We start from the raw sequence: 21,447 nt of genomic DNA, 5'->3' as shown, positions 1-21,447 counted from the left end.
ACGTGCTCACACCACCCCCGTGGCGGCGGGCTGGGCGTCCAGGACCGAGCAGTACGTCGCCTCGGTCGCCGCGGCGACCCGCCCCCAGCCGTACCTGCGCAGCACACGGCGGCGGCCCGCCGCGCCGCACGCCTCCCGCAGTTCGGGATCGGCGAGGAGCTCACCGACGGCCCGGGCGAGCGCCTCGGGGTCCCGGGGCGGCACCAGGCGCCCGGTGGTCGGGTCCGCGACGGTGTCCAACTGGCCGCCCACCGCGCTGGCCACGACCGGCCTGCCGCAGGCCATGGCCTCCAGCGGGACGATGCCGAACGGCTCGTAGTCCGCGGGGCACACCACCACGTCGGCCGCGCGCACCAGCGGCGGCACGTCGCGCGGCGCCACCCCGCCCATGAAGATCACCCGGTCGGCGACGCCGTGCTCCTCGGCGATGCGGCGCAGCCGGCGCACCTCCGGGTCGTCGTCCACTCGGTCCGCCGACGGTCCGCCGACGACGACGAGCTCCGTCTCCGGCAGCAGGGCGAGCGCGGCGACGGACACCGCCGCGCCCTTGCGCGGCACCAGACGGCCCAGCTGCAGCAGCCGGTGCCGGCGGGTGCCGCGTTCGGCGACCGGACCCTTCGGCGTGAACAGCTCGGTGTCCACCCCGCACGGCACGATGCTGACCTTCCCGGCGGGTATGCCCATCCTGCCCAGCTCGACGACCTCGTCCCGGCACGTGGCGATCACCCGGTCGCAGCCGAGGCCCACTTCCGTCTCGTACGCGATCCGGCGCGGCGGACTGGTGTCCGCCAGCTGCTGGTACCGTCGCTTCACGGTGCCGAGCGCGTGGTACGTGTGCAGCAGCGGCAGCCCCAGCTCGCGTACGGCCCGCAGCGAGGCCAGCCCCGACATCCAGAAGTGCGAGTGCACCACGTCCGGCGCCCGCACCCGCCAGACCCGGGCCAGATAGCGCCCGAACTCGGCCATGTAGGGCAGCAGTTCGTCCTTGGGCAGCGGCTCCGGCGGACCCGCGGGCACATGGCGTACCTCGACCCCTTCGCGCAGCGGCACCCGGTCCGGCAGGTCCTTGTCGTCGCGGCGGGTGTACACGGTCACCCGGTGCCCCCGGTCGGCGAGCGCCCCGGCCAGGCAGGCGACGTGGACGTTCTGCCCGCCGGCGTCCACCCCGCCGAGGGTGGCGAGGGGGCTCGCGTGTTCCGAGACCAGTGCGATCGACAGGGAGCCGGGGCCGTCGGCGTCGACGGTGCCGGGCTGGATGGGGTGCAGGGTCGAGGTCATGAGCGCGCCTCCGTCATCACGCGCTCCCAGTCGTCCAGGAAGCGCTTGAGCCCGTACCGGCCGAGAGCCGCCTGGCGGGCACGGGCGCCGGCCTCGGCCGCGGCTTCGGGTTCGTGCAGGTAGTGCCGTGCGGCCCGGGCCAGGACGTCGGGCCGGGTGGACAGCACACCCGCGCCCTGCGGGACCGCCTCGACCACCTCGGTGGTGGCGAGCGCCACCACGGGCATGCCCAGGTGCATGGCCTCCAGCAGCGACAGGCCGAGGGAGGTCCAGCGCACCGGATGCAGATAGAACCGGCGCTGCGCCATCTCCCCGTGCAACTCGGCCTGCGGCAGGTCGGCGCTGCAGCACCGCTCCTCGGGCAGACCCAGACGGCCGGCCAGGCCCTCGGTGCGCATCCCGAACACGTCCAGCGGCGCCGCCTCCGCCAGCGCGGGCAGCAGGTCCGTACCGGTGTAACGGCCGCGCCGCACCGGCTCGTTGACGACGACGGCCCCACGGGCGAGACGGCCCGTGTACTGGTGTCCCGGGTCGACGATGCCGTGCTCGACGACCTCGGTGCGCGTGCTGCCGCAGTCCCAGAAGAGCCGGTTGAAGTGGGTGACGTGAACCAGCGTCAGGTCGCCGCGGTCGGCGAACGGGTGCCGGGTGTTCGGCACGTCGCCGTCCGGTGCGTTGTGCTCCAGATAGACGGCCGGTATGTCGCGGCCGGGACGTCGGCCGCCGAGCCAGCGCTCGGCCAGCGCCGGCTCGTGCGGCCGTTGCAGGATGACCAGGTCCACGTCCGCGTCGCGCAGCTGCTCGGGGGTTGCCTCGTGCACCGAGGACGGCCAGGAGAACGTGCGGGCCCGCCCGAGTCCATCGGGGTCGCGGCCGGGCGTCACCGGAACGAGGTAGGTGTGGGGACCCTGGACGAACGCCGTCGTCCAGGAGCCGTGCACATGCCACAACAGGATGTTCATACGGTCGCTCCTCGTTCCGTCTCGGGACCGCGGCCCGGCCCGGACACGTCCTGCGGCCCGGAGGCGTCCTGCGACAGGTCCTTCGGGCCGGACACGTCCTCCGGTCCGGACGCCTCACCCGGTCCGGGCGACGCCTCCCGGTCGAGATCCGCCCGGTCCGTCTTTCGCGTCTGATCGCCGTCATGCATGGCTGCGGGCCTTCTCTCACCGAGCGCCGCCACGGCGGCCAGCACCTCCGCATCGCTCACCCCGTCAAGACACGGGTGTCCCGGCACCGGGCAGTGCCGGGCCCGGGTGTCGGCGCACGCCGCCCCCCGGTCACCGAGCAGCACGTGCGGGACGCCGTACGGGGCCCAGCGCTCGGCCGGTACGACCGGCGCGAACAGGGAGGCGACCGGAGTGCCCACCGCGGCCGCCAGATGCGCGGGTCCGGTGTTGCCGACCACCGCCACCCGCGCCCCGGCCAGCACGCCCGCCAGCTGCCGCAGATCGGTGAGTCCGCCGAGGTCCAACCCGTGCGATCCGGCCACCTTCGCGGTCAGCTCCCGCTCCCCGCGACCCCCGGTCACCACGACCCGGTAGCCCTCGGCGGCCAGGGCGGCCGCGGCCCGCGTCGCCCGCTCGGGGCTCCACGCCCGGGCCGGCACCGCGGCACCGGGATGCAGCACCACGTACGGTTCCGACCCGGTGAGGTGGGTCATGTCCGGGGGAGTGGTGACCCGCAGCGCCCCGTCGTCGCCGGGCGGCAGCGCGAAACCGGCGTCCCGCGCCAGGTCCAGCGCCGCCGGCGCCTCGTGCCGGTGCGGCAGCCGGCGGTGCCGCAGGTCGAGCAGGGCACCCGGGTAGTCCTCACAGTCGGCGGCCGTCCAGCCGACCCCCGCGAGCTTCAGCAGCAGCGCGATCGGCAGCGGGCTCTGGTGGTACGAGACGAGCACCAGGGCCCGGTCGAAGCAGCCCGCGGTCAGGGTCTGAAGGAGCTGCCGCGTCGCCGCTCGGGAGACCGGCGCCGGTTCCAGGCCCACCCACGGGGCGTCGTACTCCAGTACCTCGTCCACGCCCGGCAGCAGCTTCGCCGCCTGCACCCCACGCGGACCGCACAGCATCGCCGTGTGCGAGGAACCGGCGGCCACGGCACGCACGGCGGGGCCCGCCAGCAGCACGTCACCGGCGCTGTCGAGACGCACGACCAGGGTGCGGGGAAGGCATGGGGTGTCCGTCATCGTGCCTCCCCCGCGGGTGAGGCGGCGCGCGGCCCGTGACCGGAGCCGTCCTCGGCGTCCAGCACCAGGCGCACCGCCGCGAGCAGGTCGCCGGCCGTGGTCTCGGCCGCCTCGATCTCCTCCGGGCGGGTCACGGTGGTCGGCACCAGCACGCCGCGGGCGCCCGCCGCCCGGGCAGCTCCCATGTCGGCGCCGATGTCCCCGATGACGACGGCGCGCTCCACCGGGACGCCCAGCCGCGCGCAGGCGGCCATGACCAGACCCGGCGCGGGCTTGCGGCAGCCGCAGCCGTCGCCCGGGCCGTGCGGGCACACCGCCCACACGTCGAACGGGCCGAGCAGCTCCTCCACGCGCCGCCGCACCGCCTCCACCTGAGCGCGCGTCAGCAGGCCGCGGGCCACGCCGGACTGGTTGCTGACCACCCCGACGGGGATGCCCCGCGCACGGACGGCGCCGACGGCCTCGCGCGCCGTCGGCATCGGCTCGACGCGCGCCGGGTCACCGTTGTAGGGCACATCCGACACGAGCGTGCCGTCGCGGTCGAACAGCACCGCCGATGGCCGGGCGCCCCCCGCCCGCGGAGGGCCGCCCCGGGGTCCGTCGAACAGCCAGGGCCCGGTCGCCGACGGTACGGCTGCCTCGGGACGACGGGGCAGCAGGGGACGTCCGCTCATGGGTGCACCCGTTCCTCGAGCGCCCGGCGCGGCACCCGCGGCTGAGCCCCGGCCCCGTACCGGATGTGCGGCGGCACGTCCCGGTGGACGAGGTGACCGCGCAGCCAGTGCCAGCTGGCGGCGGGCGGGATGAGCACGCTGGTCAGCGCCATGGTGGCCATCTCGTCCGGGGTCCGCGGCCCCGGCTCGATGCGCGCCAGGGCGAACTCGGCGGTCCCGGCCAGCCAGCCGGCGGCACAGACCACGGCGGCCCGGGGCCTGCGCAGTGCCGCGCAGGCCAGGGCCGCCACCGCCGCTCCGGTCACCGCCAGATGACCGGGCAGCCGTCCCCGTGGCGCTCCCGCCCTGCTCCACCACCCGGGTCCGTGCAACCGGGTCATCAGCACGTCGTCCGCGTTCCCCGCCTGCAGGCGCACCGAGACCCAGCGGTCGGCCGGGCGCACCGGGTGTGTGGTCGTGCGGGACCCGTCGGTCACCGTCCACCCGGCGTCCTGCACCCGCAGCGCGAGATCCGCGTCCTCCCTGAAAGCCCGCCGGAACCGTTCGTCGAAGCCGCCGACGGCCTCCAGGGCCGTACGCCGGTAGGCCATGTCGGCGGTGATCCACCGCGCGGTGGCGAGCCCGGAGGTGTTGCGCTCCCAGTCGGTGGGCCGGCGGTCGGCCGGCAGCGGGACGTCGATCCGGGCGGTGATCGCGCCTGTCCGCTCCGTCGCCTCCGCCAGGTCAAGGGCGAGGTCGTCGCCCCAGGTACGGCCGGGCACCACATCGTCGTCGAGGAACACGATCCACGGCATCCGCCCGGCCGCCCGCCACCCGTCGTTGCGGGCCGCGGCCGGACCCCGGGCACGGCCGCGCACCACCGTGGTGACCGGGCGCAGCGGCCCCGGGATGTCGACCGTGAGCGGCTCGCCCTCGTCTCCGGGGCGGTCGTCGACGAGGACCACCCGCACCGGCCGGGGCCCGGACGACTCGGCCAGCGCCCGCAGGCACGCACTCAGACTCGGCCGTCCCAGCGTCGGGATCACCACCGCGTACGCGTCGTCGGCGTAGGCGGTGGCCGTCGTGTCGTCTCCGCGTTCCGTCATCACGTGCCCCTCGCGTCGGCGCCGCGGAAGAAGTCTCCGCGCCGCACCGCGTACGGGCCGATGGCCAGGAGGTCGACGGGGGAGGAGCCGAAGCACTCCAGGGCGTCACGCGGATCGTCCACCATGGGCCGGCCCGCCGTGTTGAGGCTGGTGTTGACCACCACCGGCAGACCCGTGAGCCGTTCGAACTCACCGAGCATGCGGGCGACCAGCGGCTCCTTGGCCGGGTCGACGGTCTGGATGCGGGCCGTGCCGTCGACGTGCACCACCGCCGGGATGCGGTCCCGCCAGGCCTCGGCCACGTCGTGCACGAACAGCATGTACGGGCTGGGCAGCGGGCCGTCGAAGATGTCGGCGGCACGGTCGGCGAGCACCATCGGCGCCACCGGCCGGAACTGCTCGCGGCCCTTGACGTCGTTGAGCCGCTCCAGGTTCCCCGCGTGCCCGGGGTGCGCCAGCAGCGAGCGGTGCCCGAGCGCTCGCGGTCCGTACTCGGATCGGCCCTGGAACCAGGCGACGATCCCGTTGTCCGCGAGGGTCTCGGCGACGGTCCGGGCGATGTCGGCGGGTCGCTCGAAGGGCACCGCCGCCGTCTTCAGCCACGCCCCCAGTTCCGCGTCCGACCAGTCCCGGCCCAGATCGGCGCCCGGCATCGGCTCCGGCTCGTCGCCCTGCCCGGCGGCCAGCAGCAGCGCCCCGCCCAGCGCCGTGCCCGCGTCACCGGCCGCGGGCTGCACCCACACCCGGGAGAAGGGCCCCTCGCGGGCGATCCGCGAGTTCGCGACGCAGTTCAGCGCGACGCCCCCGGCGAGCGTGAGCACACTGTGGTGCGTCCTGCCGTGCAGCCAGCGCACCAGGTCGAGCAGCGTCTCCTCCAGCACGGCCTGGGCGCTCGCGGCCACGTCCGCGTGGTCCTGCGTCCACGGCTCGTCCGGGCCGCGCGGCGCGCACAGCTCGTGCCAGGGGACCCCGGTGGCGTGGAAGCCGCCGTCGCCCGTGGGGTACACGTAACGGCGCAGCTCGGCGAGCATGCGCGGGCGGCCGTGCGAGGCGAGCGCCATCACCTTGAACTCATCGGAGGACCTGAGGAATCCCAGGTGCTCGGTCAGGTCCTCGTAGACCAGCCCCAGGGAGTGCGGCAGTTCCTGCGCGTACAGGGGCTCGAGACGGTTCCCGACCCGGCGCGCGGCCAGGTGTGAGGCGCGCTCCCCGCGGCCGTCCAGGACCAGCACGGAGGAGTCCTGGTCGTGGGGCGCGGCGAAGGCGCCGGACGCGGCGTGCGCCATGTGGTGCGGTACGAAGCGGAGGATGCCGGGGTCGAGGCCCGGCAGCGCCGTCTTCAGGAAGCCGGGGGCTTCGCGGGCGTACGTCTGCCGCAGGTGGTCCCAGGGGTCGTCGAGGCCCATGGCCTCGGCGGGCCGGGCGAGGTCCGGATCGTAGGAGTAGACGACGGCGTCGAGGTCCTGGGGGCGCAGTCCGGCGCGTCCGAGGCACCACGCGGCGGCCTTCTCCGGCAGTTCCCACGCGGAGAACGGCACCGGCCGCTTGCCGTGTTTGCGCCGGGAGAACCGTTCCTCCTCGGCGGCGGCGACGGTCCGGCCGTCGATCACCAGGGCGGCGGCGGGGTCGTGGAACAGAGCGTTGATTCCGAGGATGCGCATGGGGTTGCGAGGCCTTTCGGCGATACGTGAGCCGGACGGAAGGGAGTGGGGAGGGCGGAACGGCGCGTGGCGGTGACGAGGCCAGGCCGCGCGGGTCAGCCGGCGGCGGTGGCGCGGAACCAGTCGATGGTGCGGCGCAGGCCTTCCTCGGCGTCCACCTCCGGCTCCCAGCCGAGCTTGTCGCGGGCCAGCGTGATGTCCGGGCAGCGCACGGCAGGATCGTCCGTCGGCCGCTCGATGAACCGGATCTCCGACGTCGACCCGGCGAGACGGATGACCAGACGGGCCAGGTCCAGCATGGTGATCTCGGAGGGATTGCCGATGTTCACCGGGCCGCGCATGCCGTGCGCCGCCGCGGCGAGGATGCCGCGGACGGTGTCGTCGACGTAGCACAGGGACCGCGTCTGGCGTCCGTCACCGGTGACGGTCAGCGGCTCACCGGCCAGCGCCTGCCGCACGAATGTCGGAACCGCGCGGCCGTCGTGGCCGCGCATCCGCGGGCCGTAGGTGTTGAACAGCCGCACGATGCCGGTGTCGGTGCCCTTCGCCTCGGCGTGCGCGGTGGTCAGGGCCTCACCGAACCGCTTGGCCTCGTCGTACACGCTGCGCGGACCGACCGGGTTCACATGCCCCCAGTACCGCTCGTCCTGTGGGTTCTGCTGCGGGTCCCCGTAGACCTCGGAGGTCGAGGCGAGCAGGAAGCGGGCGCCCGAGCGGTGGGCGAGGTCCAGGGCGTTGCGCGTGCCCAGGCTGCCGGTGTCCAGCGTGTGCAGGGGCAGGCGCAGATAGTCGGCGGGCGAGGCGGGGGAGGCGAAGTGGAGTATGAGATCCGGCTTCCGGTCGACGGTCAGCCCCTCCGCCACATTGGCCCGCACCAGCGTGAACCCGGGTCGGTCGAGCAGGGCGGCCACGTTCTCCGGTCGACCGGTGCTGAAGTCGTCCACGCAGGTGACGGCGGCGCCCGCGTCCAGCAGGGCGGCGCACAGGTGGGAACCGACGAACCCCGCGCCGCCGGTGACGACGGCGTGTTCCCAGTTCCGTGACAAAGGGCTGGTCATGGAAGAACTCCTCCCTACGCGGACGGCTTGTCGGGTCCCTGTTCCGGGCGCCGGGCCGCTGACGTCGCGGAAGACCGTCGAGTACCCCGATCAGCGTCCGTCGCCGCGGCGCCGGTGGCTCGGTGGTGTACGTCATCCGAGTGAGTGACGCGGCGTGAGCACCCGCGGCGCGTCCACGAGCCGACGGGCACGGCGGCCGCTGCCGGGCGCGCCGTGGCGGTGCGGCGGGACACGGCGGGGGCGCCGGACGTCGCCGGGTCGTTGACATGGGGCACCGGTTTCCCCACTGGTCGCAGCCCAATCACCGGATCTCTCACGCCGTGCCGGGCGGTTCTCACCCACTGCGGCGCCAATGCCGCAGCTCAAACGGGGTAGCCGTAGGGCCTGAGGTCCGTGTGACCGCGAACGCCGCGCGCCGTCCGTCGGCCGAACCAGGAGGCAGTACCCATGAGCACATCGTTCCGGCCGCACGCGCTGCACGACTACGCGCTGCTGGCCGACGGGGAACGCGGCGCGTTGATCGGCCCCTGCGGCGACATCGGCTGGCTATGCTCACCCGGCTGGCACAACGACGCCGTCTTCGCCTCGCTCATCGGCGGCGGCGGTGTCTACGCCATCACGCCCAGGGCCCGCCATGTCTTCGGCGGCTACTACGAGGAGGGCACCCTCATCTGGCGCAGCCGCTGGGTCACCACCGACGGTCTCATTGAGTGCCGGGAGGCCCTGGCCTTCCCCGGGGAGCCCGGCCGCCTGGTGCTGTTGCGGCAACTGCATGCCGTCGACACGGTGGCCCACGTACAGGTCCTGCTCGAACCGCACGCCGACTACGGCCGCTCTTCCCTGGACTCCGTCCACCGCACCGACCACGGCGTGTGGTACCTCACCTCGGGCCCGCACCGACTCCGCTGGCAGGGCGCCCCGTTCGCGGTCGCCCGCGGCCAGGGCCTGACGGCCGAGATCGTGCTGGAGCCCGGCGAACGCCACGACCTGGTGCTGGAGTGCTCCGCCTCGCCCCTGCCCCACACCGCACCGCGGGCCGCCGAGGCCTGGGCCGCGACGGAACAGGCCTGGCGCGAGGCCGTACCCGCGCTCGACCACACGATCGCCCCGCGCGACGCCCGCCGTGCCTACGCCGTCCTGCGCGGCCTGACCACCCACGGCGGCGGCATGGTGGCGGCCGCCACCACCAGCCTCCCGGAACGTGCCGAGGCGGGACGCAACTACGACTACCGCTATGTGTGGATCCGCGACCAGAGCTACGCCGGGCAGGCCGCGGCCGCCACCGGCACCCCCGAACTCCTCGACGAGGCCGTGCGCTTCGTCGGCGAGCGGCTGCGGGAGGACGGCCCGCGCCTCGCCCCCGCCTACACCGTGCACGGCACCGCGGTCCCGGGCCAGCGAGAACTGGACCTGCCCGGTTACCCGGGCGGCTTCAGCCGGGTCGGCAACCGGGTCAGGGAGCAGTTCCAGCTCGACTGCTTCGGCGAGGCGCTGCTGCTGTTCGCGGCGGCCGAGCGCCGGCAGCGGCTGGACGCCGACGGGTGGAAGGCCGCCGAGATCGCGGTGCGCGCCATCACCGAGCGCTGGCAGGAGCCGGACGCCGGGATCTGGGAACTGGACCCCCAGTGGTGGACCCACAGTCGGCTGACCTGCGTCGCCGGGCTGCGCGCACTGACCGCCGCGGCCCCCCGCCATCCGCTCTCCGACCGCTGCGCCGCTCTCGCCGACACCCTTTTCGACACCGCGGCGCAGCGCTGCCTGAACCCCGCGGGCCACTGGCAGCGCACCCCCGACGACCCGAAGGTCGACGCCGCCCTGCTGCTGCCGGCCGCACGTGGCGCTCTGCCCCCGGGCGACGACCGCACCCGTGCCACGCTGGCCGAGTGCCGCCGCCGACTGGCCCAGGACCACTACATCTACCGTTTCCGGCATGACGAACGCCCCCTCGAAGAGGCCGAGGGGGCCTTCCTGCTGTGCGGGTTCGTGATGGCGCTCGCCGAGCACCAAGAAGGCCGGCTGATCGACGCCCACCGCTGGTTCGAACGCAACCGTGGAGCCTGCGGGGCGTCCGGCCTGTACGCGGAGGAGTTCGACATCGCCCAGCGGCAGCTGCGTGGCAACCTCCCGCAGGCGTTCGTCCACGCCCTGCTGCTGGAGACCGCCGCACGGCTGGCCGAGGACCCCGACGGGAACCCCTGATCCGGGAAAGGCGCCCGAGGTCAGCCCTCGGCCGCCTCGGCCGTCGCGCTCCACCCGTACTGCAGCAGATCCGACACCGTGACGGCCGTGAGACCCACGCACACCAGCCGCGTGGCCCTCGGCGCTGCGGTGTAGGAGCACACCAGTGCCCCGGCCACCCACGCGGACGTGCAGAACGGGCAGGACAGCAGGTCACCCACGGCCCGCCGCAGGCCGCTGCCGCGCGGCTGGTCCATCACCTCGTTGGCGGTGCTCTCCGACTCCCGCCGGGTGAACGGCGCCCGCAGAAAGCTGGTCACCTTGTCCTTGGTCAGCAGCCGGGACGCCTTGAACGTCGCCGTTCCGAGCAGGGCGACGTCCCAGGGCGGCACCTGCTGCGGCAGCCGCAGGCCCCGGCGGCGCGCCACCGCGGCGAACAGGGCGGCACCCGTCGTGAACGTCGTCGCGAGCAGCGCGTAGCCCGCCAGCGGTGCGTCGCCGTTCTGGTCGTAGCGTGTGGCCTCGACCGTCATGCGCATGCCTCCCTCGCAGCTCGCCACCAGGTCAGCCTTCGCCTGCGGGCCGCTCTCCCTTCGGCTCCCGGATCCGCTGGACGCGCGGACCCCGGCTGCCCCAGACCTCCTCCTGCGGCCCCGAGTCCCCGTGGCCCCCGCCCACAAACGCCCGCCCGGTGCCCGCCTCCGCCGCCTGGACCCTCGACACCACCCGGCTCAGCCTCAGCACCCCCCACACGATCAGGGCCACGCCGACGGCCTCGGGCAGCAGCCACCAGCCGGTCCGGATCCGCTCGTCGAACAGGGTGATGCCGAGCACCAGGCTCACCGTGGCATCACCGATGGTGAGCGCCGGCTGCGACGCGGTAAGCCAGCCCGCCTGGAGCGCGTTCTCCAGCAGCAGGATGGCGCTGACCCCGGTGAGCGCGAAGCCGTACGTCTGCCAGGACTGCAGGAAAGCGATGAGTCCGCCCTCCGCGAACCTGCCCGTGGCGGACTTCAGCAGCGCCGCGGTCAGGGCGTTGCCGACGGCGGAGGCCGCTCCCAGCACGGCGGCGCGGAACAGCGGCGGGCGCCCGGGGCGGGCCATGACGACCGCGGCGCCCATGGCGCCCAGGCAGGCGGCGAGGACCGGGATCCAGCGGACCATGGACGCCTGGTCCGCCACCCCGGAGGGAGCGGCGGAGCCGAGGACCAGGGCGAGCCCCGTGACGACCCCGGTGATCGCCCACCAGGCCGCGCCCGGCAGCCGCCGCTGCATCAGGGGAGCGGCGATCATCAGCGCGAACGGCAGCTCCAGCACGAAGAGCGGCTGCACCAGTGAGATCGGGCCGTTCACCAGGGCGAGCGCCTGGAACAGCGCGGCTCCGACGACGCCGCCGATGCCGATCATCCAGGCCGGCCGGTGGGCCAGCTCGATGAGCAGCCGCAGGCCGCCGCCGTGCGCGACCGTGGACGCCGCCTTGCGCTGGAACGCGGTACCGACCGCATTGCTGGCGGCACCCATGACGGCGAACAGCGCGGCGAGCAGGATCACCCCTCCAGGATGCCCCCGGACGCCCGGAGCGGGCGGCCCCGGAGCTCTCAGAACACCGCGACCGGATTGACCGGCGAGCCGGTCGCTCCCGGCAGCCGGAGCGGGGCGACCACGCACAGGAACGACCAGCGGCGCAGCTCTTCGCACACCGGCACCAGGTCCTCGAACTGAAGGTAGTCGAGCATATGTACGCCCATCGCGTGCACCGCCAGCACATGCACGGGCGTGGCGACGCCCTCCGCCACGCTCGGCGCCACATCGCTGTCGGCGTCGCTGCCGAGCACCGTGACCTGCCGCTCGGCCAGGAACTCCACCGCGGCCGGATGCAGCCCGGCCCGCGAGGCCCCCGACTCCCACGGCCCCAGCTCGCCGCGACGGCGACGATGGCCCACCCGCACGAACAGCAGATCACCGGCGCCGACCCGGATCCCCTGGGCCGCCTCCGCCGCGGCCAGCTCCTCGCCGGTCACCTGATCACCCGGCTCCAGCCACGCAACCCCACGCAGCCGGGGGATGTCCAGCAGCACCCCCCGGCCGACGATCCCGTCCCGCGCCACCTCCACGGAGAGTTCCTCGGCGCCGGCCGGCGTGACACGGGCCGCGTCGACGCCTCCGTGCAGTGTGCCGTCGTAGATGACGTGGCACAGCGCGTCGAGGTGACTGTCCACGTCGCCGTGGATGTTCATGCGGAAGTGATCCCAGGTGTACTGCTCGCCGCGGCTGTCGATGCGCCCCGCGACGGGCCCGGTCATGCGGTGCTCGGCCGGCTCGGCGCTGTCCGGTCCCGGGTGCGTCTCCACGGGCGCTGCGAGGCTCACCTGACGCCCCGTCCGGACCTCGCGGGCCGCGGCGACGACACGGTCGGGCGTGATCAGGTCGAGCGCCCCACGGCCGGCCCGTCCGCCCGGTGAGTGGCGTCGCACTCTGTCGTACAAGGCCCGGAACTCCTGCGCGGTGACCGGAGGAAGGCCGCGGGGGCCGGCCACGTCAGCACCTCTGCTTCGCGTCGAGGACGTCGTCCGGGGCGGACGCCGCCATGATCAGGGACCGATGGGTGAAGACCTGCGTGCGCTGCCGGGTAGGTCGGAGCGTCCATGGCCGGCGATCGGCGGATGGCGGTCCATCGGCGCACTCCGGGCTGTCCGGTCGGCTCCCGGGGAAAGCTATCCGAGCCGGGGGCGGCTCGTCGGGTCCCCCTCGGGTGTTGCCGGAGGATCGCCCGTACGGCGCAGGCGCCGCCGACCGTCGCCGCGGGGACCGGTGACCGCCCGACCTCGACCCCGGTCCGTCTCCTCGCGGCCGTGGGAGTCAGCGGCCGTGGGAATCAGCGGCCTTGGGAGTCAGGCGCCGCGGAGTCACCCCGCCGCGGGATTCTGCGCCGCGGCCCGATCCGCGCCGCCTTCCACACCGTGTTCGCCGAGCGGCCCGACCGACAGCCCCGCCTCACGGCAGTCGTCCACGATGCCGGGCAGCGCCCCGAGCGTGGCACGCCAGCAGCCGACCGCCGCGGCATGGTCCGAGTCGTGCAGAAGCAGGGTGCCGCCACCCAGCAGCTCCGCGCCGGCCGTGGCGCGTACGGAGGCGGGCGTGGCGTCGGCCGTCCAGTCCCTGCCCCACGCCGTCCACAGCACCGGCCGCAGTCCGGTGCGTCGGGCCGCCGCCCAGCGCCCCGACGTGAGGATCCCGTACGGCGGCCGGTACCACCGGGGCCGACGGCCTGCCGCGTCGTGGACCGCGTCCACCGTTCGGACCAGGTCCGCCGTGTCACGAGCCGGAGACGGCAACCAGGGCCGGTCGTGACTCCAGCCGTGCACGGCGAGTTCGTGCCCCCGCGCCGCGATCTCCCGGGTCAGCGCCGGGTAGCGCACCACACTCTCGCCCAACACGAAGAACGTCGCCCGGACGCCGAGTTCGTCGAGCGCGTCGAGGAAGTGCGGCGTGGAGCCGGCATCGGGCCCGTCGTCGAACGTCAGAGCGATGTGGTCGGGGTGGCCCACCCCGGCGAGCCCGGGGAGGAAACGGCGGCGCAGGCCGGGCAGCCAGGTGGCGGCCGGGCCGATGTGCACGGCCGCCACCGCGGCCGCTACCGGCGCCAGGAGGGCCGCCGCGCGCCCGGTGGCGGAGGGGCCGTGAGGACGAGTCATCGGGCAACTGCCTCCTTGTCGTCAGGCCCCCGGGGCTTCGCCGGGCGCCGGGCCGTCGTGGGCGGGGTCGTCGCGGGTGGGTTCGTCGTCGGGGCAGGACCGGCGGGGAGCGGGACAGCCATGGAGCGGGACCGGCACGGCCGAGGCGGCCATGGACACCGGCACGGTGGCGGCCGCCATGGACCGGCATCGTCGTCAGGGGCCGGGCCGGTCCCGGTCCGGACCACCGACCGACGGCCTGCCCGGCGCCTGCTCCCGGGCCGCGGGATCCGGCCCGTCCCGCTCGTTCGGGCTCGCGTCCCAGGCGCCGCCCGCCCACGGGGCGCCCGCCAGTCCGATACTGCCCGCACCGATGAGCGCGAAGCCGAGCACTTCGGGCAGCACCCGCACGCCGAGCGCGATCTGCTCGTCGAACAGCGCCGAGCCCAACGCCACCCCGACCATCGCGTCCCCGAGGGTCAGAGCCGGCTGAGACGCCGTCAGCGACCCGGCCCGGAACGCGCTCTGCAACAACAAGAAGCTGACAACGCCGATCAGCGCCGTCACATACGGCGGCCACTGCGTCAGCACGGCCCCCACGCCCTGCGGGAGCCGTCCCATGACTTCCTTCAGCAGCGCTGCCGTGGCGGCGAACGACACCGCGCTCGACAGCCCCAGCAGCGCGGCACGCGGCGCGCCCCGCACCGCACGGGCCGAGACGACCAGAGCCACCACGGCGCACACCACGGCCACCCCCGCCGGGAGCCAGCGCCCCGGCAGGGCCGTGGTCCGGCCGGGGGAGGGCGCGGCCACCCCCAGGAACAGCGCCAGGCCGGCGGCGAGGGCGGTGAACGCCAGCCAGGTGCGCCGACTCGGGCGGCTGCGGAAGACGACGCTGCCGACCGCCAGGGTGAACAGCAACTCGGTGGCCAGCAGCGGCTGCACGACGGCCAGGCTGCCCACGGCCAGCGCGCCGGCCTGGAACACCGTCGACAGTGCGAGCAACCCGGCCCCCGCCAGCCAGTACGGCCGCCGTAGCACCTGGCCGAGCCAGCGCACCGCCTGACGCACCCCACGGCCGCCCGCGGGCTCGTCCGTCGCCGCCCGCCGTTGCAGCACGGAGGCGGAGGCGTTGGACAGCGCCGTGAGCAGCGCGAGTACGACGGTGAGAGCGCTCACCCGCCACTCATCCGAACGTGGCGGCGAGCCGCCGGTACAGGCCGGGCGCCGCACCGCGGATCCGGGCGGGCAGCCGCAGCCAGCGGGGCACGTACACCTCGTCCCGGCCCCGGCTCACCGCACACCAGACGGCGTCCGCCACCCGCTCGGGCGGCACCAGCCTCGGCCTGGACCTGCGGTAGGGCACACCCCGGCGCTCGAAGAAGGGGGTGTCCACCACACCGGGGACCACGAGACTGACCCGCACCCCGGTGCCGCGCAGCTCGTAGCGCAGGGCGTCGGCGAACGCCGCGAGCGCCGCCTTGGCCGCGGAGTAGACGGCCTCGCCGCGCACACCGACCGCACCAGCCAGCGATCCGACGATCACCACACGTCCGGAGCCCGCTTGGACCATATGGGGGACGAGCTCCCTCACCAGATGCAGCGTGGCGAGCAGATCGACGTCGATCACCTCGTCGATGGCGCGTGGGGGCATGCTGCTGAACTCGCCGGCCCAGCCGATCCCGGCGCACGCCACCAGCAGGTCCACGCGGCCCAGGTGCTCGAGGGCGAACTCGGCCAACTGCCGGCCGGCTCCGGGACGGCTGAGATCCGCGGGGTAACCGGTGGCGGCGGCCCGGTCGGCGACCTGGGCGAGACGCGTCGCGTCCCGCCCGTTCAGCACCAGACGCCAGCCGCCCTCGGCGGCCAGCCGGCGCGCCACGGCGGCCCCGATGCCGGAGGAGGCGCCGGTCACCAGTGCCGTGCCCGGGTGGGCCGCCCGGTCACCGGCGCGTGGCGCGGCGCCGGCCTCCGGGGTCGGAGCCTTCACGGAGAGGGCGGGGACGGATCGAGGAGGGGAGGGAGCATGGGACATGGTGGCTGACCTCGGCTCGGCTGCGACGGCGAACACCGGACGGACGGGTTGCGGCGGCTGGTGGTCGGGTGCTCGTGGCTTCGAGCACTCCTGCGCTGAGAGGGTTTTGAAGCGGACGAGGCGGACGGTGAGTATCCCGCTCGCCACACCCCGAAACCCGTAACACGGGCGTGTTTGGAAAGTACGGCTCGGGACAATCAGTACCAGTGCGTGTATTTTCCCCCGTGCCTCGACGGCGAGCGACGCGAACGTCCACGACCCCGGCCCGCCGCCCGGCGACCGGAGCGGCCCGCGCGACGGAACCGGCCCCCGCCCCCGGAGCCCCGTCCGCATCCCCCGACGGCTCCCGGCGGATCCTCGTCGTGAGCGCGAGCATGGGAGCCGGGCACGACACGGTCGCCGGGGAACTGGCGCGGCGCGCACGGGAACAGGGGCACGAGGTGGACGTGGTCGACGTCCTCACCCTCCTGCCCTGCGGCCTGGGTGCGGGTCTGCGCCGCTTCTACCGGTCCTCGGTCCGGCACTTTCCATGGGCGTACGCCGTCCTGTACCGCGCGTTCTTGCGCCGGGGCCCCGGCCGCCGCCCCAGCGGCGTCCCCCTGGCCCGTCTGGCGGGCAGCCGCCTGACGGACGTCGTGGACCGGACGGGCGCCGATGTCGTCATCGCCGTTTTCCACCTGGCGGCGCAACTGACCGGCCATCTCAGGTCCCGTGGCCGGCTGCGGGTGCCGAGCGCCGTCTTCCTGATCGACTTCGCGGTGCACCGGCAGTGGCTCCATCCGGGCAACGACCGCTACTTCTGCCTCACCGAGCAGGCCGCTCGCGAGGTGCGCGAGGACATCGCCACGCCCGCCGAGGCGACCGGGCCCGCCGTGGCTCCCGAGTTCCTCGCACCGAGTCCCGGCGCCGCGCAGTGGTCCCGCCGCTTCACCCGGTTCGCTCCCGGCCGGGCCCCGGTGATCCTCTCCGCCGGTGCCTGGGGAGCGGGCTCACGGTTTCCCGCCACGGCCGCACTGCTGGCCGCGCACGGCTTTCTCCCGGTCGTGCTGTGCGGCCGCAACGACGCGCTCCGCGAGCACCTCGCCGAGATCCCGGGGGTTCTCGCGCTGGACTGGGTTGCCGACATGCCCGGGCTGATGCGCGCGGCCGGCGCCCTGGTGGACAACGCCGCAGGCCAGACCGCAGTACAGGCCCTCGCCGCGGGTCTGCCGGTGGTGGGATTCCGCCCGCTGCCGGGCCATGGTGAGGAAGGCGTCCGCCGGATGGCCGCGCTCGGCCTGACAGAGCTGGCCGGTTCGGAGTCCGAGCTGCTCGACGCGCTGAACCGTCTCACCACCCGGAGTCCCGGGCGGGACCGCCGTGTCGCTCACGCCCGCACGCTGTTCCGCGCGGACGTCCTGACGCGGGTGACGGAACTCCTGGACGCCTCAGCCGTGTGAGCCGTCCGGGGCGGCCGACCGGGCCGTTGGGCGGCCGATCGGCCGGACTGTTGTGCGTCGGCGGCCGAAAGCGTGCCGGTGTGCGTGATTCACGTACGCCCGGCACGCTCCCCATGGCCTGGGCCGTGCTGCCGTTTCACTGAGGGGTGCCACGGCGGGCGACGCCGATGGTCAGGCCCATGGCTGCCAGGCCCAGCGCAGCCGTCACCGCACCGACCGCGCAGTTGTTCGCGACGATGCCGGCCCGCGCGCTGTGGGCGGCGGTGACCACCCAGGGCGAGATGATGAGCCACACACCGAGAGGGGCGACCACCCATGCCAGGCGGAACATGCGCTCGGGTACCAGGGTCAGACCGAGCCCGATCAGGCCGACGGTGATGCCGACGATCAGATTGTTGACGGCGATGAAGGGTGTACCGGAAAAGTGCACGACCCAGGGCGAGATCGCGGCGTACACACCTGCCAGGAGGATCATCCCCTCAAGGGCGATGGCCCCGCTGCTGGCCGCCGTGCGCTCGAGCCGTTCCCGCATCTCCGCTATCTCGGGATGCGTGCCCATTCCACTGGACTGCTGCGGATACGACATCGCTGTGCCTCTCCAGGAGGATTGATTTTTTCCTTACATAGACCGGTTCCCCCATTCAGGTGGATTTACCCAGTTTTGTCTCATTCGTTGGTCGCGAGGTCGCCGCGCCGTCACCGCACTCCGCCCTCCGTGTCGCGGCGGACTGCGCGCGGCGTTGCGCCGCGACGCGCTCGCGGGTCGCGCAGCGGCGGGAGCGTGGCGGCGCTCCCGGACCGCTGCCCCGGGTGATGAAGACGTTGCGGCAGCCGGCTGACGCGCAGATCCCGCCGGGCGGGCGTTGGTGGCCCCGGACCAGCACGGTCAGGGCCGTACAGGACGAGGCGAGCAGCCATGCGGCCCAGGGGGCGTCGTCGTGGTCGAGGTGGGGGTGCCAGGGGGGTGCCGCCTCCGTGTGACGTGAGGCGGACAGGTCCGGTGTGCCGTCGCAGGGGGCTGTTGAGTGCCATGGCCGCCTCGTCGACACCGTCGGCGGCGAAGACCTGCCGCAGGAGCCCGGCCGCCGCCCGCATTCGGGTGACGTTCTGAGAGGTCAGGTGGATGGGGTCCGTCTCGCCGAAGTCGCGCAGCACCCGGGCGGCTTCGGTGGCTTCGGTCCCTCTGCGACCGGGCGGCTCGCCCCGGCCGTCTGCCGGCGCGGCGGGACCCCACGGAGGCCACCGGAGCGTGAGCGCGCGTCCGCCCGGCGGAAGGCGGCCGGTGGACGCGGCTGTCGTCGTTGCGGGCCTTCAGGCGGTGCGGGTGAGGGCGGGGAGGTAGGCCTGGGACTGTCCCTGTTCGGTGGGGTGGTACGACTCGGTCGGGGCGAGCCAGTTGACGCTGTGGAGCCACGGGGCGACGGAGCAGATCTCGTGGCCGGTGAAGGCGCCGGTGACGTCGACGTAGGTGAACCCGTGGTCCGTGGCCCGTTCCTCGATGACCTTGTCGAGGCGATCGACGGCGCCGTTGAGGGCGGAGCGGGTGGTGTCCGACAGCCCCGCCTTGCAGCCGCCGTTGAGCTGGTACAGGTGCGGGTAGCCGAGGACGACGACATGGGCGCGGGGGGCTTTGGCCCGGATGGCGGCGTAAAGGCGGTCGAGGTCGCCGGGGAGGGCGCCGTCGACGCGGTCGAGTGCCTCCTTGACGGCGTCCAGGCAGGTCGTCGAGGAGTGCAGCACACAGGTCGTCATCACGTGGGAGAAGCCGGCGTCACTGCCGCCGACGGTGATGCTGACCAGTCCGGTGCGGGAGTTGAGCGGGCCGAGCTGGCCGCTCAGCACGTCGAGGGCGCGGGCGCCGTTGCAGGCGGCGAAGTCGAAGCCGGCCGGCCGGTTGGCCGCGGCCCACAGCGCGGGGAAGGAGCGGCTGCTGCGCAGACAGTTGGTGCTGGAGGTGAGATAGCTGCCGGCACCGACACCGGCTGAGTACGAGTCGCCCAGGGCGACGTACCCGGTGGCGTACCCACGAGGAGCGGCGTGCGCCGTGGGAGTTGCGGTGAGCGTGCAGACGGCGGTGAGCAGTGAGCACAGACAGGCGGCGATACGCGAGGGTCTCATGCATTCCGCTTACCACCACGTACCTGGCCCTGCTGCCGACCCGCCGACGACCGTCCCCCCGGTTGAGAGGCGGCCACACCTGTGCTCGCGGAGCGCGGTCGCACGGCACGGCCTCGTGCCGCCGCCGAAGACCGCGGCGGCGCGCCCCCTCCCGGCCACGGACGGCACCCGATCAGCCGTCACCCGACCGGCGACGTTTGGCGCGCCGCGACGGCGCGCTGCCCGCCCGGGTGGCAGGGGCGCCTGCCCGGTGCCGCGGCTGTGGCGGGCAGGGCAGTGATGTGCCCGCCACCGCGCTCGCCCTGACCGACCCCACCACCCGGGATCTCACGTCCCTGGACGTCCGATGAACGCCCGATGCCCTGCCCACCCCCGGTGCACGGCCCGACCACCGCTTCCGTGCACCTGAACTCGGCTGACCGGCGCCCGCCACCGGCCACGACGCCGCAGGACTGCCGCCCGCCACCGGCCGCGACGCCGCAGCGACTGCGGCCCGCGGTGGAGGCGCGGCGGACGACGTGCCCGGCACGGAGGCCGGGCTCCGACAACCGCCGCCGTGCATGGTTCCGGCCCGTGCGTGCGCCCGCTCCCGGGATGCCACCGAACGGCTTCGCTCGGCCGTGGGCCATACTGGCTGGGTTCCGGAGCTGCCGCACGAGGTGGAGAGATGGACACACCACAAGGCACGCGGCAGGCGACCTCCCAACGTCTGCCGGCGGCCGCGTTGGAGGGCGGGCCACTACGGGACCGGGCCGGGCTGCGGGTGGTCGGCGAAATCAGTCTGACGACGCAGCCGGTGTGGGAGCGTCTGCTGGAGGAACTCGTGGGCGGGGACGAGCCGGTGTGCCATCTGGAGCTGTCCGCGGTGAGCTTCATCGACGTCCGCGGCGTCGCCTCGCTCGCGGCGGCGGCCGAGGCGCTGGGGGAGGGGCGGCGCATCGTGCTGTGGCGGCCCCCGGCGAGTCTGCGGCGGACGCTGGAGTTGTTCTGGCCCGAGCTGTCGACGATCGAGGTGGCGCAGTCATGAGTGGCACGACGGTGGGTGACCGGTTCTGGCACCCCGCCCTGTTCTACTCCGGCCGCGACGACTACCTGTCCGGAACCGTGCCGTTCGTGCAGGACGGGCTGGCCGCCGGGGAGCCGGTGGCAGTGGCCGTGCCGGGCGACCATCTGCGTCTGCTGCGGGAGGCTCTCGGCGAACAGGGAGCGGCCGTGCAGTTCCTGGACATGACCGAGGCCGGGCGCAATCCGGGACGGATCATCCCCCGGGTGCTGCGCGCCTTCGCGGACGCCCACCCCACGGGCCGGGTACGGATCATCGGGGAGCCCATCTGGGCCGGACGCACCGCGACCGAGTACCCCGCGTGCGTACAGCACGAGGCCCTGATCAACGCGGCCTTCGAGGGCCGGGCGGTGAGCATCCTGTGCCCGTACGACACCTCCCGGCTGGATTCGGGGGTACTCGCCGACGCGCACGCCACCCACCCGACGGTCATCGAGAGCGGCCAGGAGCGCGCCAGCGGCGCCTACGCGCCCGAGCGGGTCGTCAGCCGGTACAACCAGCCCCTGCCTCCCGCACCCCTCGGCGCCGCCGAGTTCCCCTTCGACGCGACTGCGCTGCCCGCAGCCCGCCGCTTCGCCACCGAGCAGGCGGCACTGCTCGGCCTGGGCAAGGACCGGACGGCGGACCTGGAGCTGGCGGTGGCCGAGCTGACCACGAACAGCGTGGTGCACGGCGGCGGCCGTGGCACCCTGCGCCTGTGGGTGGAGGGCCGGCAGCTGGTGTGCGAGGTCAACGACGCCGGGGTGCACACCGATCCGCTGGCCGGACGCATCCCTCCGCCCTCCGCCCGCCCCGGCGGCCGGGGCCTGCTGCTGGTGAACATCCTCTCCGACCTGGTCCGCCTGCACACCGGCCCGGCCGGCACGACCACCCGCATCTACCTCGGCACGGAGACGTACGGCCACGACGCTCACCGAGCATCCGGCAGCTGACCCTGCGTCCACACCGCCGCACCGCACGGGAGAAGGTGTACACACACGCGGTGACCACAGGAGGCGGCCA

General features: G+C 74.3%; 20 protein-coding genes. 4 read left to right on the top strand and 16 right to left on the bottom strand.

Annotated features, from left to right (window positions below; translation table 11 throughout):
* Positions 1-6: 6 nt before the first annotated feature.
* The 7 genes from ACFYZJ_RS18650 to ACFYZJ_RS18620 all read right to left on the bottom strand — a co-directional run bounded on the left by ACFYZJ_RS18650 (position 7) and on the right by ACFYZJ_RS18620 (position 7,938).
* Positions 7-1,278 carry a glycosyltransferase gene (locus ACFYZJ_RS18650; RefSeq protein ID WP_388569097.1) on the bottom strand — a complete coding sequence of 424 codons (1,272 nt, stop codon included), beginning with the start codon at positions 1,276-1,278 and terminating at the stop codon, positions 7-9.
* Entirely contained in the window at positions 1,275-2,240 is a 966-nt protein-coding gene (locus tag ACFYZJ_RS18645) for a glycosyltransferase (RefSeq protein ID WP_388569095.1), read from the bottom strand. Before ACFYZJ_RS18645 ends, ACFYZJ_RS18650 begins: the two co-directional genes overlap by 4 nt.
* Positions 2,237-3,460 carry a glycosyltransferase family 9 protein gene (locus tag ACFYZJ_RS18640; RefSeq protein ID WP_388569092.1) on the bottom strand — a complete coding sequence of 408 codons (1,224 nt, stop codon included), beginning with the start codon at positions 3,458-3,460 and terminating at the stop codon, positions 2,237-2,239. Before ACFYZJ_RS18640 ends, ACFYZJ_RS18645 begins: the two co-directional genes overlap by 4 nt.
* Entirely contained in the window at positions 3,457-4,134 is a 678-nt protein-coding gene (locus tag ACFYZJ_RS18635; RefSeq protein ID WP_388569089.1) for a D-glycero-alpha-D-manno-heptose-1,7-bisphosphate 7-phosphatase, read from the bottom strand. The genes ACFYZJ_RS18640 and ACFYZJ_RS18635 overlap by 4 nt, the downstream gene beginning before the upstream one ends.
* Positions 4,131-5,219 carry a glycosyltransferase family 2 protein gene (locus tag ACFYZJ_RS18630; RefSeq protein ID WP_388569087.1) on the bottom strand — a complete coding sequence of 363 codons (1,089 nt, stop codon included), beginning with the start codon at positions 5,217-5,219 and terminating at the stop codon, positions 4,131-4,133. Before ACFYZJ_RS18630 ends, ACFYZJ_RS18635 begins: the two co-directional genes overlap by 4 nt.
* Positions 5,219-6,880 carry a carbamoyltransferase gene (locus ACFYZJ_RS18625; protein WP_388569084.1) on the bottom strand — a complete coding sequence of 554 codons (1,662 nt, stop codon included), beginning with the start codon at positions 6,878-6,880 and terminating at the stop codon, positions 5,219-5,221. The genes ACFYZJ_RS18630 and ACFYZJ_RS18625 overlap by 1 nt, the downstream gene beginning before the upstream one ends.
* A gap of 95 nt (positions 6,881-6,975) precedes the next feature.
* Complete coding sequence (locus ACFYZJ_RS18620; RefSeq protein WP_388569081.1) at positions 6,976-7,938, bottom strand: UDP-glucuronic acid decarboxylase family protein; 963 nt, start codon at positions 7,936-7,938, stop codon at positions 6,976-6,978.
* A gap of 447 nt (positions 7,939-8,385) precedes the next feature.
* Between ACFYZJ_RS18620 and ACFYZJ_RS18615 the strand changes: the two genes are divergently transcribed.
* Positions 8,386-10,137 (top strand): glycoside hydrolase family 15 protein, encoded by a 1,752-nt coding sequence (locus ACFYZJ_RS18615; RefSeq protein WP_388569079.1) that lies wholly within the window; start codon positions 8,386-8,388, stop codon positions 10,135-10,137.
* Positions 10,138-10,157: 20 nt separating this feature from the next.
* Here the strand turns inward: ACFYZJ_RS18615 and ACFYZJ_RS18610 are convergent, their stop codons facing one another.
* The 7 genes from ACFYZJ_RS18610 to ACFYZJ_RS18580 all read right to left on the bottom strand — a co-directional run bounded on the left by ACFYZJ_RS18610 (position 10,158) and on the right by ACFYZJ_RS18580 (position 15,825).
* A complete protein-coding gene (locus ACFYZJ_RS18610; RefSeq protein WP_388569076.1) occupies positions 10,158-10,649 on the bottom strand; it encodes a DUF1360 domain-containing protein in 492 nt (163 codons plus the stop codon).
* Positions 10,650-10,680: 31 nt separating this feature from the next.
* A complete protein-coding gene (locus tag ACFYZJ_RS18605; RefSeq protein WP_388569074.1) occupies positions 10,681-11,667 on the bottom strand; it encodes a DMT family transporter in 987 nt (328 codons plus the stop codon).
* A gap of 47 nt (positions 11,668-11,714) precedes the next feature.
* Complete coding sequence (locus ACFYZJ_RS18600) at positions 11,715-12,653, bottom strand: cyclase family protein (RefSeq protein ID WP_388569071.1); 939 nt, start codon at positions 12,651-12,653, stop codon at positions 11,715-11,717.
* A 369-nt stretch (positions 12,654-13,022) separates the two neighbouring features.
* Positions 13,023-13,811: a polysaccharide deacetylase family protein gene (locus ACFYZJ_RS18595; RefSeq protein WP_388569068.1), complete on the bottom strand. Its 789-nt coding sequence runs from the start codon at positions 13,809-13,811 to the stop codon at positions 13,023-13,025.
* A gap of 21 nt (positions 13,812-13,832) precedes the next feature.
* On the bottom strand, positions 13,833-13,991 hold the full coding sequence (locus tag ACFYZJ_RS18590) for a hypothetical protein (protein ID WP_388569065.1): 159 nt from the start codon (positions 13,989-13,991) through the stop codon (positions 13,833-13,835).
* 15 nt (positions 13,992-14,006) lie between these two features.
* Positions 14,007-14,969, bottom strand: coding sequence for a DMT family transporter (locus tag ACFYZJ_RS18585; protein ID WP_388569062.1), 963 nt, complete (start codon positions 14,967-14,969; stop codon positions 14,007-14,009).
* Positions 14,970-14,976: 7 nt separating this feature from the next.
* Positions 14,977-15,825 carry an SDR family NAD(P)-dependent oxidoreductase gene (locus tag ACFYZJ_RS18580; protein WP_388569060.1) on the bottom strand — a complete coding sequence of 283 codons (849 nt, stop codon included), beginning with the start codon at positions 15,823-15,825 and terminating at the stop codon, positions 14,977-14,979.
* 374 nt (positions 15,826-16,199) lie between these two features.
* Here ACFYZJ_RS18580 and ACFYZJ_RS18575 point away from each other — a divergent pair, with 374 nt between their 5' ends.
* A complete protein-coding gene (locus ACFYZJ_RS18575; RefSeq protein WP_388569465.1) occupies positions 16,200-17,264 on the top strand; it encodes a galactosyldiacylglycerol synthase in 1,065 nt (354 codons plus the stop codon).
* 136 nt (positions 17,265-17,400) lie between these two features.
* Here ACFYZJ_RS18575 and ACFYZJ_RS18570 read toward each other — a convergent pair whose 3' ends face one another.
* Together ACFYZJ_RS18570 and ACFYZJ_RS18565 are read right to left on the bottom strand one after the other, a co-directional pair.
* The gene (locus tag ACFYZJ_RS18570) at positions 17,401-17,850 is read right to left on the bottom strand and encodes an SPW repeat protein (RefSeq protein ID WP_388569057.1); all 450 of its coding nucleotides are present in this window, start codon (positions 17,848-17,850) and stop codon (positions 17,401-17,403) included.
* Positions 17,851-18,575: 725 nt separating this feature from the next.
* Complete coding sequence (locus ACFYZJ_RS18565) at positions 18,576-19,382, bottom strand: SGNH/GDSL hydrolase family protein (RefSeq protein WP_388569054.1); 807 nt, start codon at positions 19,380-19,382, stop codon at positions 18,576-18,578.
* 667 nt (positions 19,383-20,049) lie between these two features.
* On the opposite strand from ACFYZJ_RS18565, the gene ACFYZJ_RS18560 reads away from it, so the two are divergent.
* A complete protein-coding gene (locus ACFYZJ_RS18560) occupies positions 20,050-20,409 on the top strand; it encodes an STAS domain-containing protein (protein ID WP_388569052.1) in 360 nt (119 codons plus the stop codon).
* A complete protein-coding gene (locus ACFYZJ_RS18555; protein ID WP_388569050.1) occupies positions 20,406-21,377 on the top strand; it encodes an anti-sigma factor RsbA family regulatory protein in 972 nt (323 codons plus the stop codon). The genes ACFYZJ_RS18560 and ACFYZJ_RS18555 overlap by 4 nt, the downstream gene beginning before the upstream one ends.
* Positions 21,378-21,447: the final 70 nt, after the last annotated feature.

The sequence above is a fragment of the Streptomyces sp. NPDC001848 genome, from assembly GCF_042891915.1.
Lineage (GTDB): Bacteria > Actinomycetota > Actinomycetes > Streptomycetales > Streptomycetaceae > Streptomyces.
The sequence above is the reverse complement of the archived record's forward strand: the minus strand, read 5'-3'. Positions and strand labels throughout refer to the sequence as shown.

What these genes read in the sequence shown, in the direction of transcription:
- ACFYZJ_RS18610 (WP_388569076.1), bottom strand. Translation starts at nt 10,649, where the DNA reads ATGACGGTCGAGGCCACACGCTACGACCAGAACGGCGACGCACCGCTG.
- ACFYZJ_RS18575 (WP_388569465.1), top strand. Translation starts at nt 16,200, where the DNA reads ATGGGAGCCGGGCACGACACGGTCGCCGGGGAACTGGCGCGGCGCGCA.
- ACFYZJ_RS18595 (WP_388569068.1), bottom strand. Translation starts at nt 13,811, where the DNA reads ATGACTCGTCCTCACGGCCCCTCCGCCACCGGGCGCGCGGCGGCCCTC.
- ACFYZJ_RS18615 (WP_388569079.1), top strand. Translation starts at nt 8,386, where the DNA reads ATGAGCACATCGTTCCGGCCGCACGCGCTGCACGACTACGCGCTGCTG.
- ACFYZJ_RS18590 (WP_388569065.1), bottom strand. Translation starts at nt 13,991, where the DNA reads ATGGCGGCCGCCACCGTGCCGGTGTCCATGGCCGCCTCGGCCGTGCCG.
- ACFYZJ_RS18645 (WP_388569095.1), bottom strand. Translation starts at nt 2,240, where the DNA reads ATGAACATCCTGTTGTGGCATGTGCACGGCTCCTGGACGACGGCGTTC.
- ACFYZJ_RS18625 (WP_388569084.1), bottom strand. Translation starts at nt 6,880, where the DNA reads ATGCGCATCCTCGGAATCAACGCTCTGTTCCACGACCCCGCCGCCGCC.
- ACFYZJ_RS18580 (WP_388569060.1), bottom strand. Translation starts at nt 15,825, where the DNA reads ATGTCCCATGCTCCCTCCCCTCCTCGATCCGTCCCCGCCCTCTCCGTG.
- ACFYZJ_RS18640 (WP_388569092.1), bottom strand. Translation starts at nt 3,460, where the DNA reads ATGACGGACACCCCATGCCTTCCCCGCACCCTGGTCGTGCGTCTCGAC.
- ACFYZJ_RS18635 (WP_388569089.1), bottom strand. Translation starts at nt 4,134, where the DNA reads ATGAGCGGACGTCCCCTGCTGCCCCGTCGTCCCGAGGCAGCCGTACCG.
- ACFYZJ_RS18620 (WP_388569081.1), bottom strand. Translation starts at nt 7,938, where the DNA reads ATGACCAGCCCTTTGTCACGGAACTGGGAACACGCCGTCGTCACCGGC.
- ACFYZJ_RS18630 (WP_388569087.1), bottom strand. Translation starts at nt 5,219, where the DNA reads ATGACGGAACGCGGAGACGACACGACGGCCACCGCCTACGCCGACGAC.
- ACFYZJ_RS18570 (WP_388569057.1), bottom strand. Translation starts at nt 17,850, where the DNA reads ATGTCGTATCCGCAGCAGTCCAGTGGAATGGGCACGCATCCCGAGATA.
- ACFYZJ_RS18555 (WP_388569050.1), top strand. Translation starts at nt 20,406, where the DNA reads ATGAGTGGCACGACGGTGGGTGACCGGTTCTGGCACCCCGCCCTGTTC.
- ACFYZJ_RS18560 (WP_388569052.1), top strand. Translation starts at nt 20,050, where the DNA reads ATGGACACACCACAAGGCACGCGGCAGGCGACCTCCCAACGTCTGCCG.
- ACFYZJ_RS18650 (WP_388569097.1), bottom strand. Translation starts at nt 1,278, where the DNA reads ATGACCTCGACCCTGCACCCCATCCAGCCCGGCACCGTCGACGCCGAC.
- ACFYZJ_RS18565 (WP_388569054.1), bottom strand. Translation starts at nt 19,382, where the DNA reads ATGAGACCCTCGCGTATCGCCGCCTGTCTGTGCTCACTGCTCACCGCC.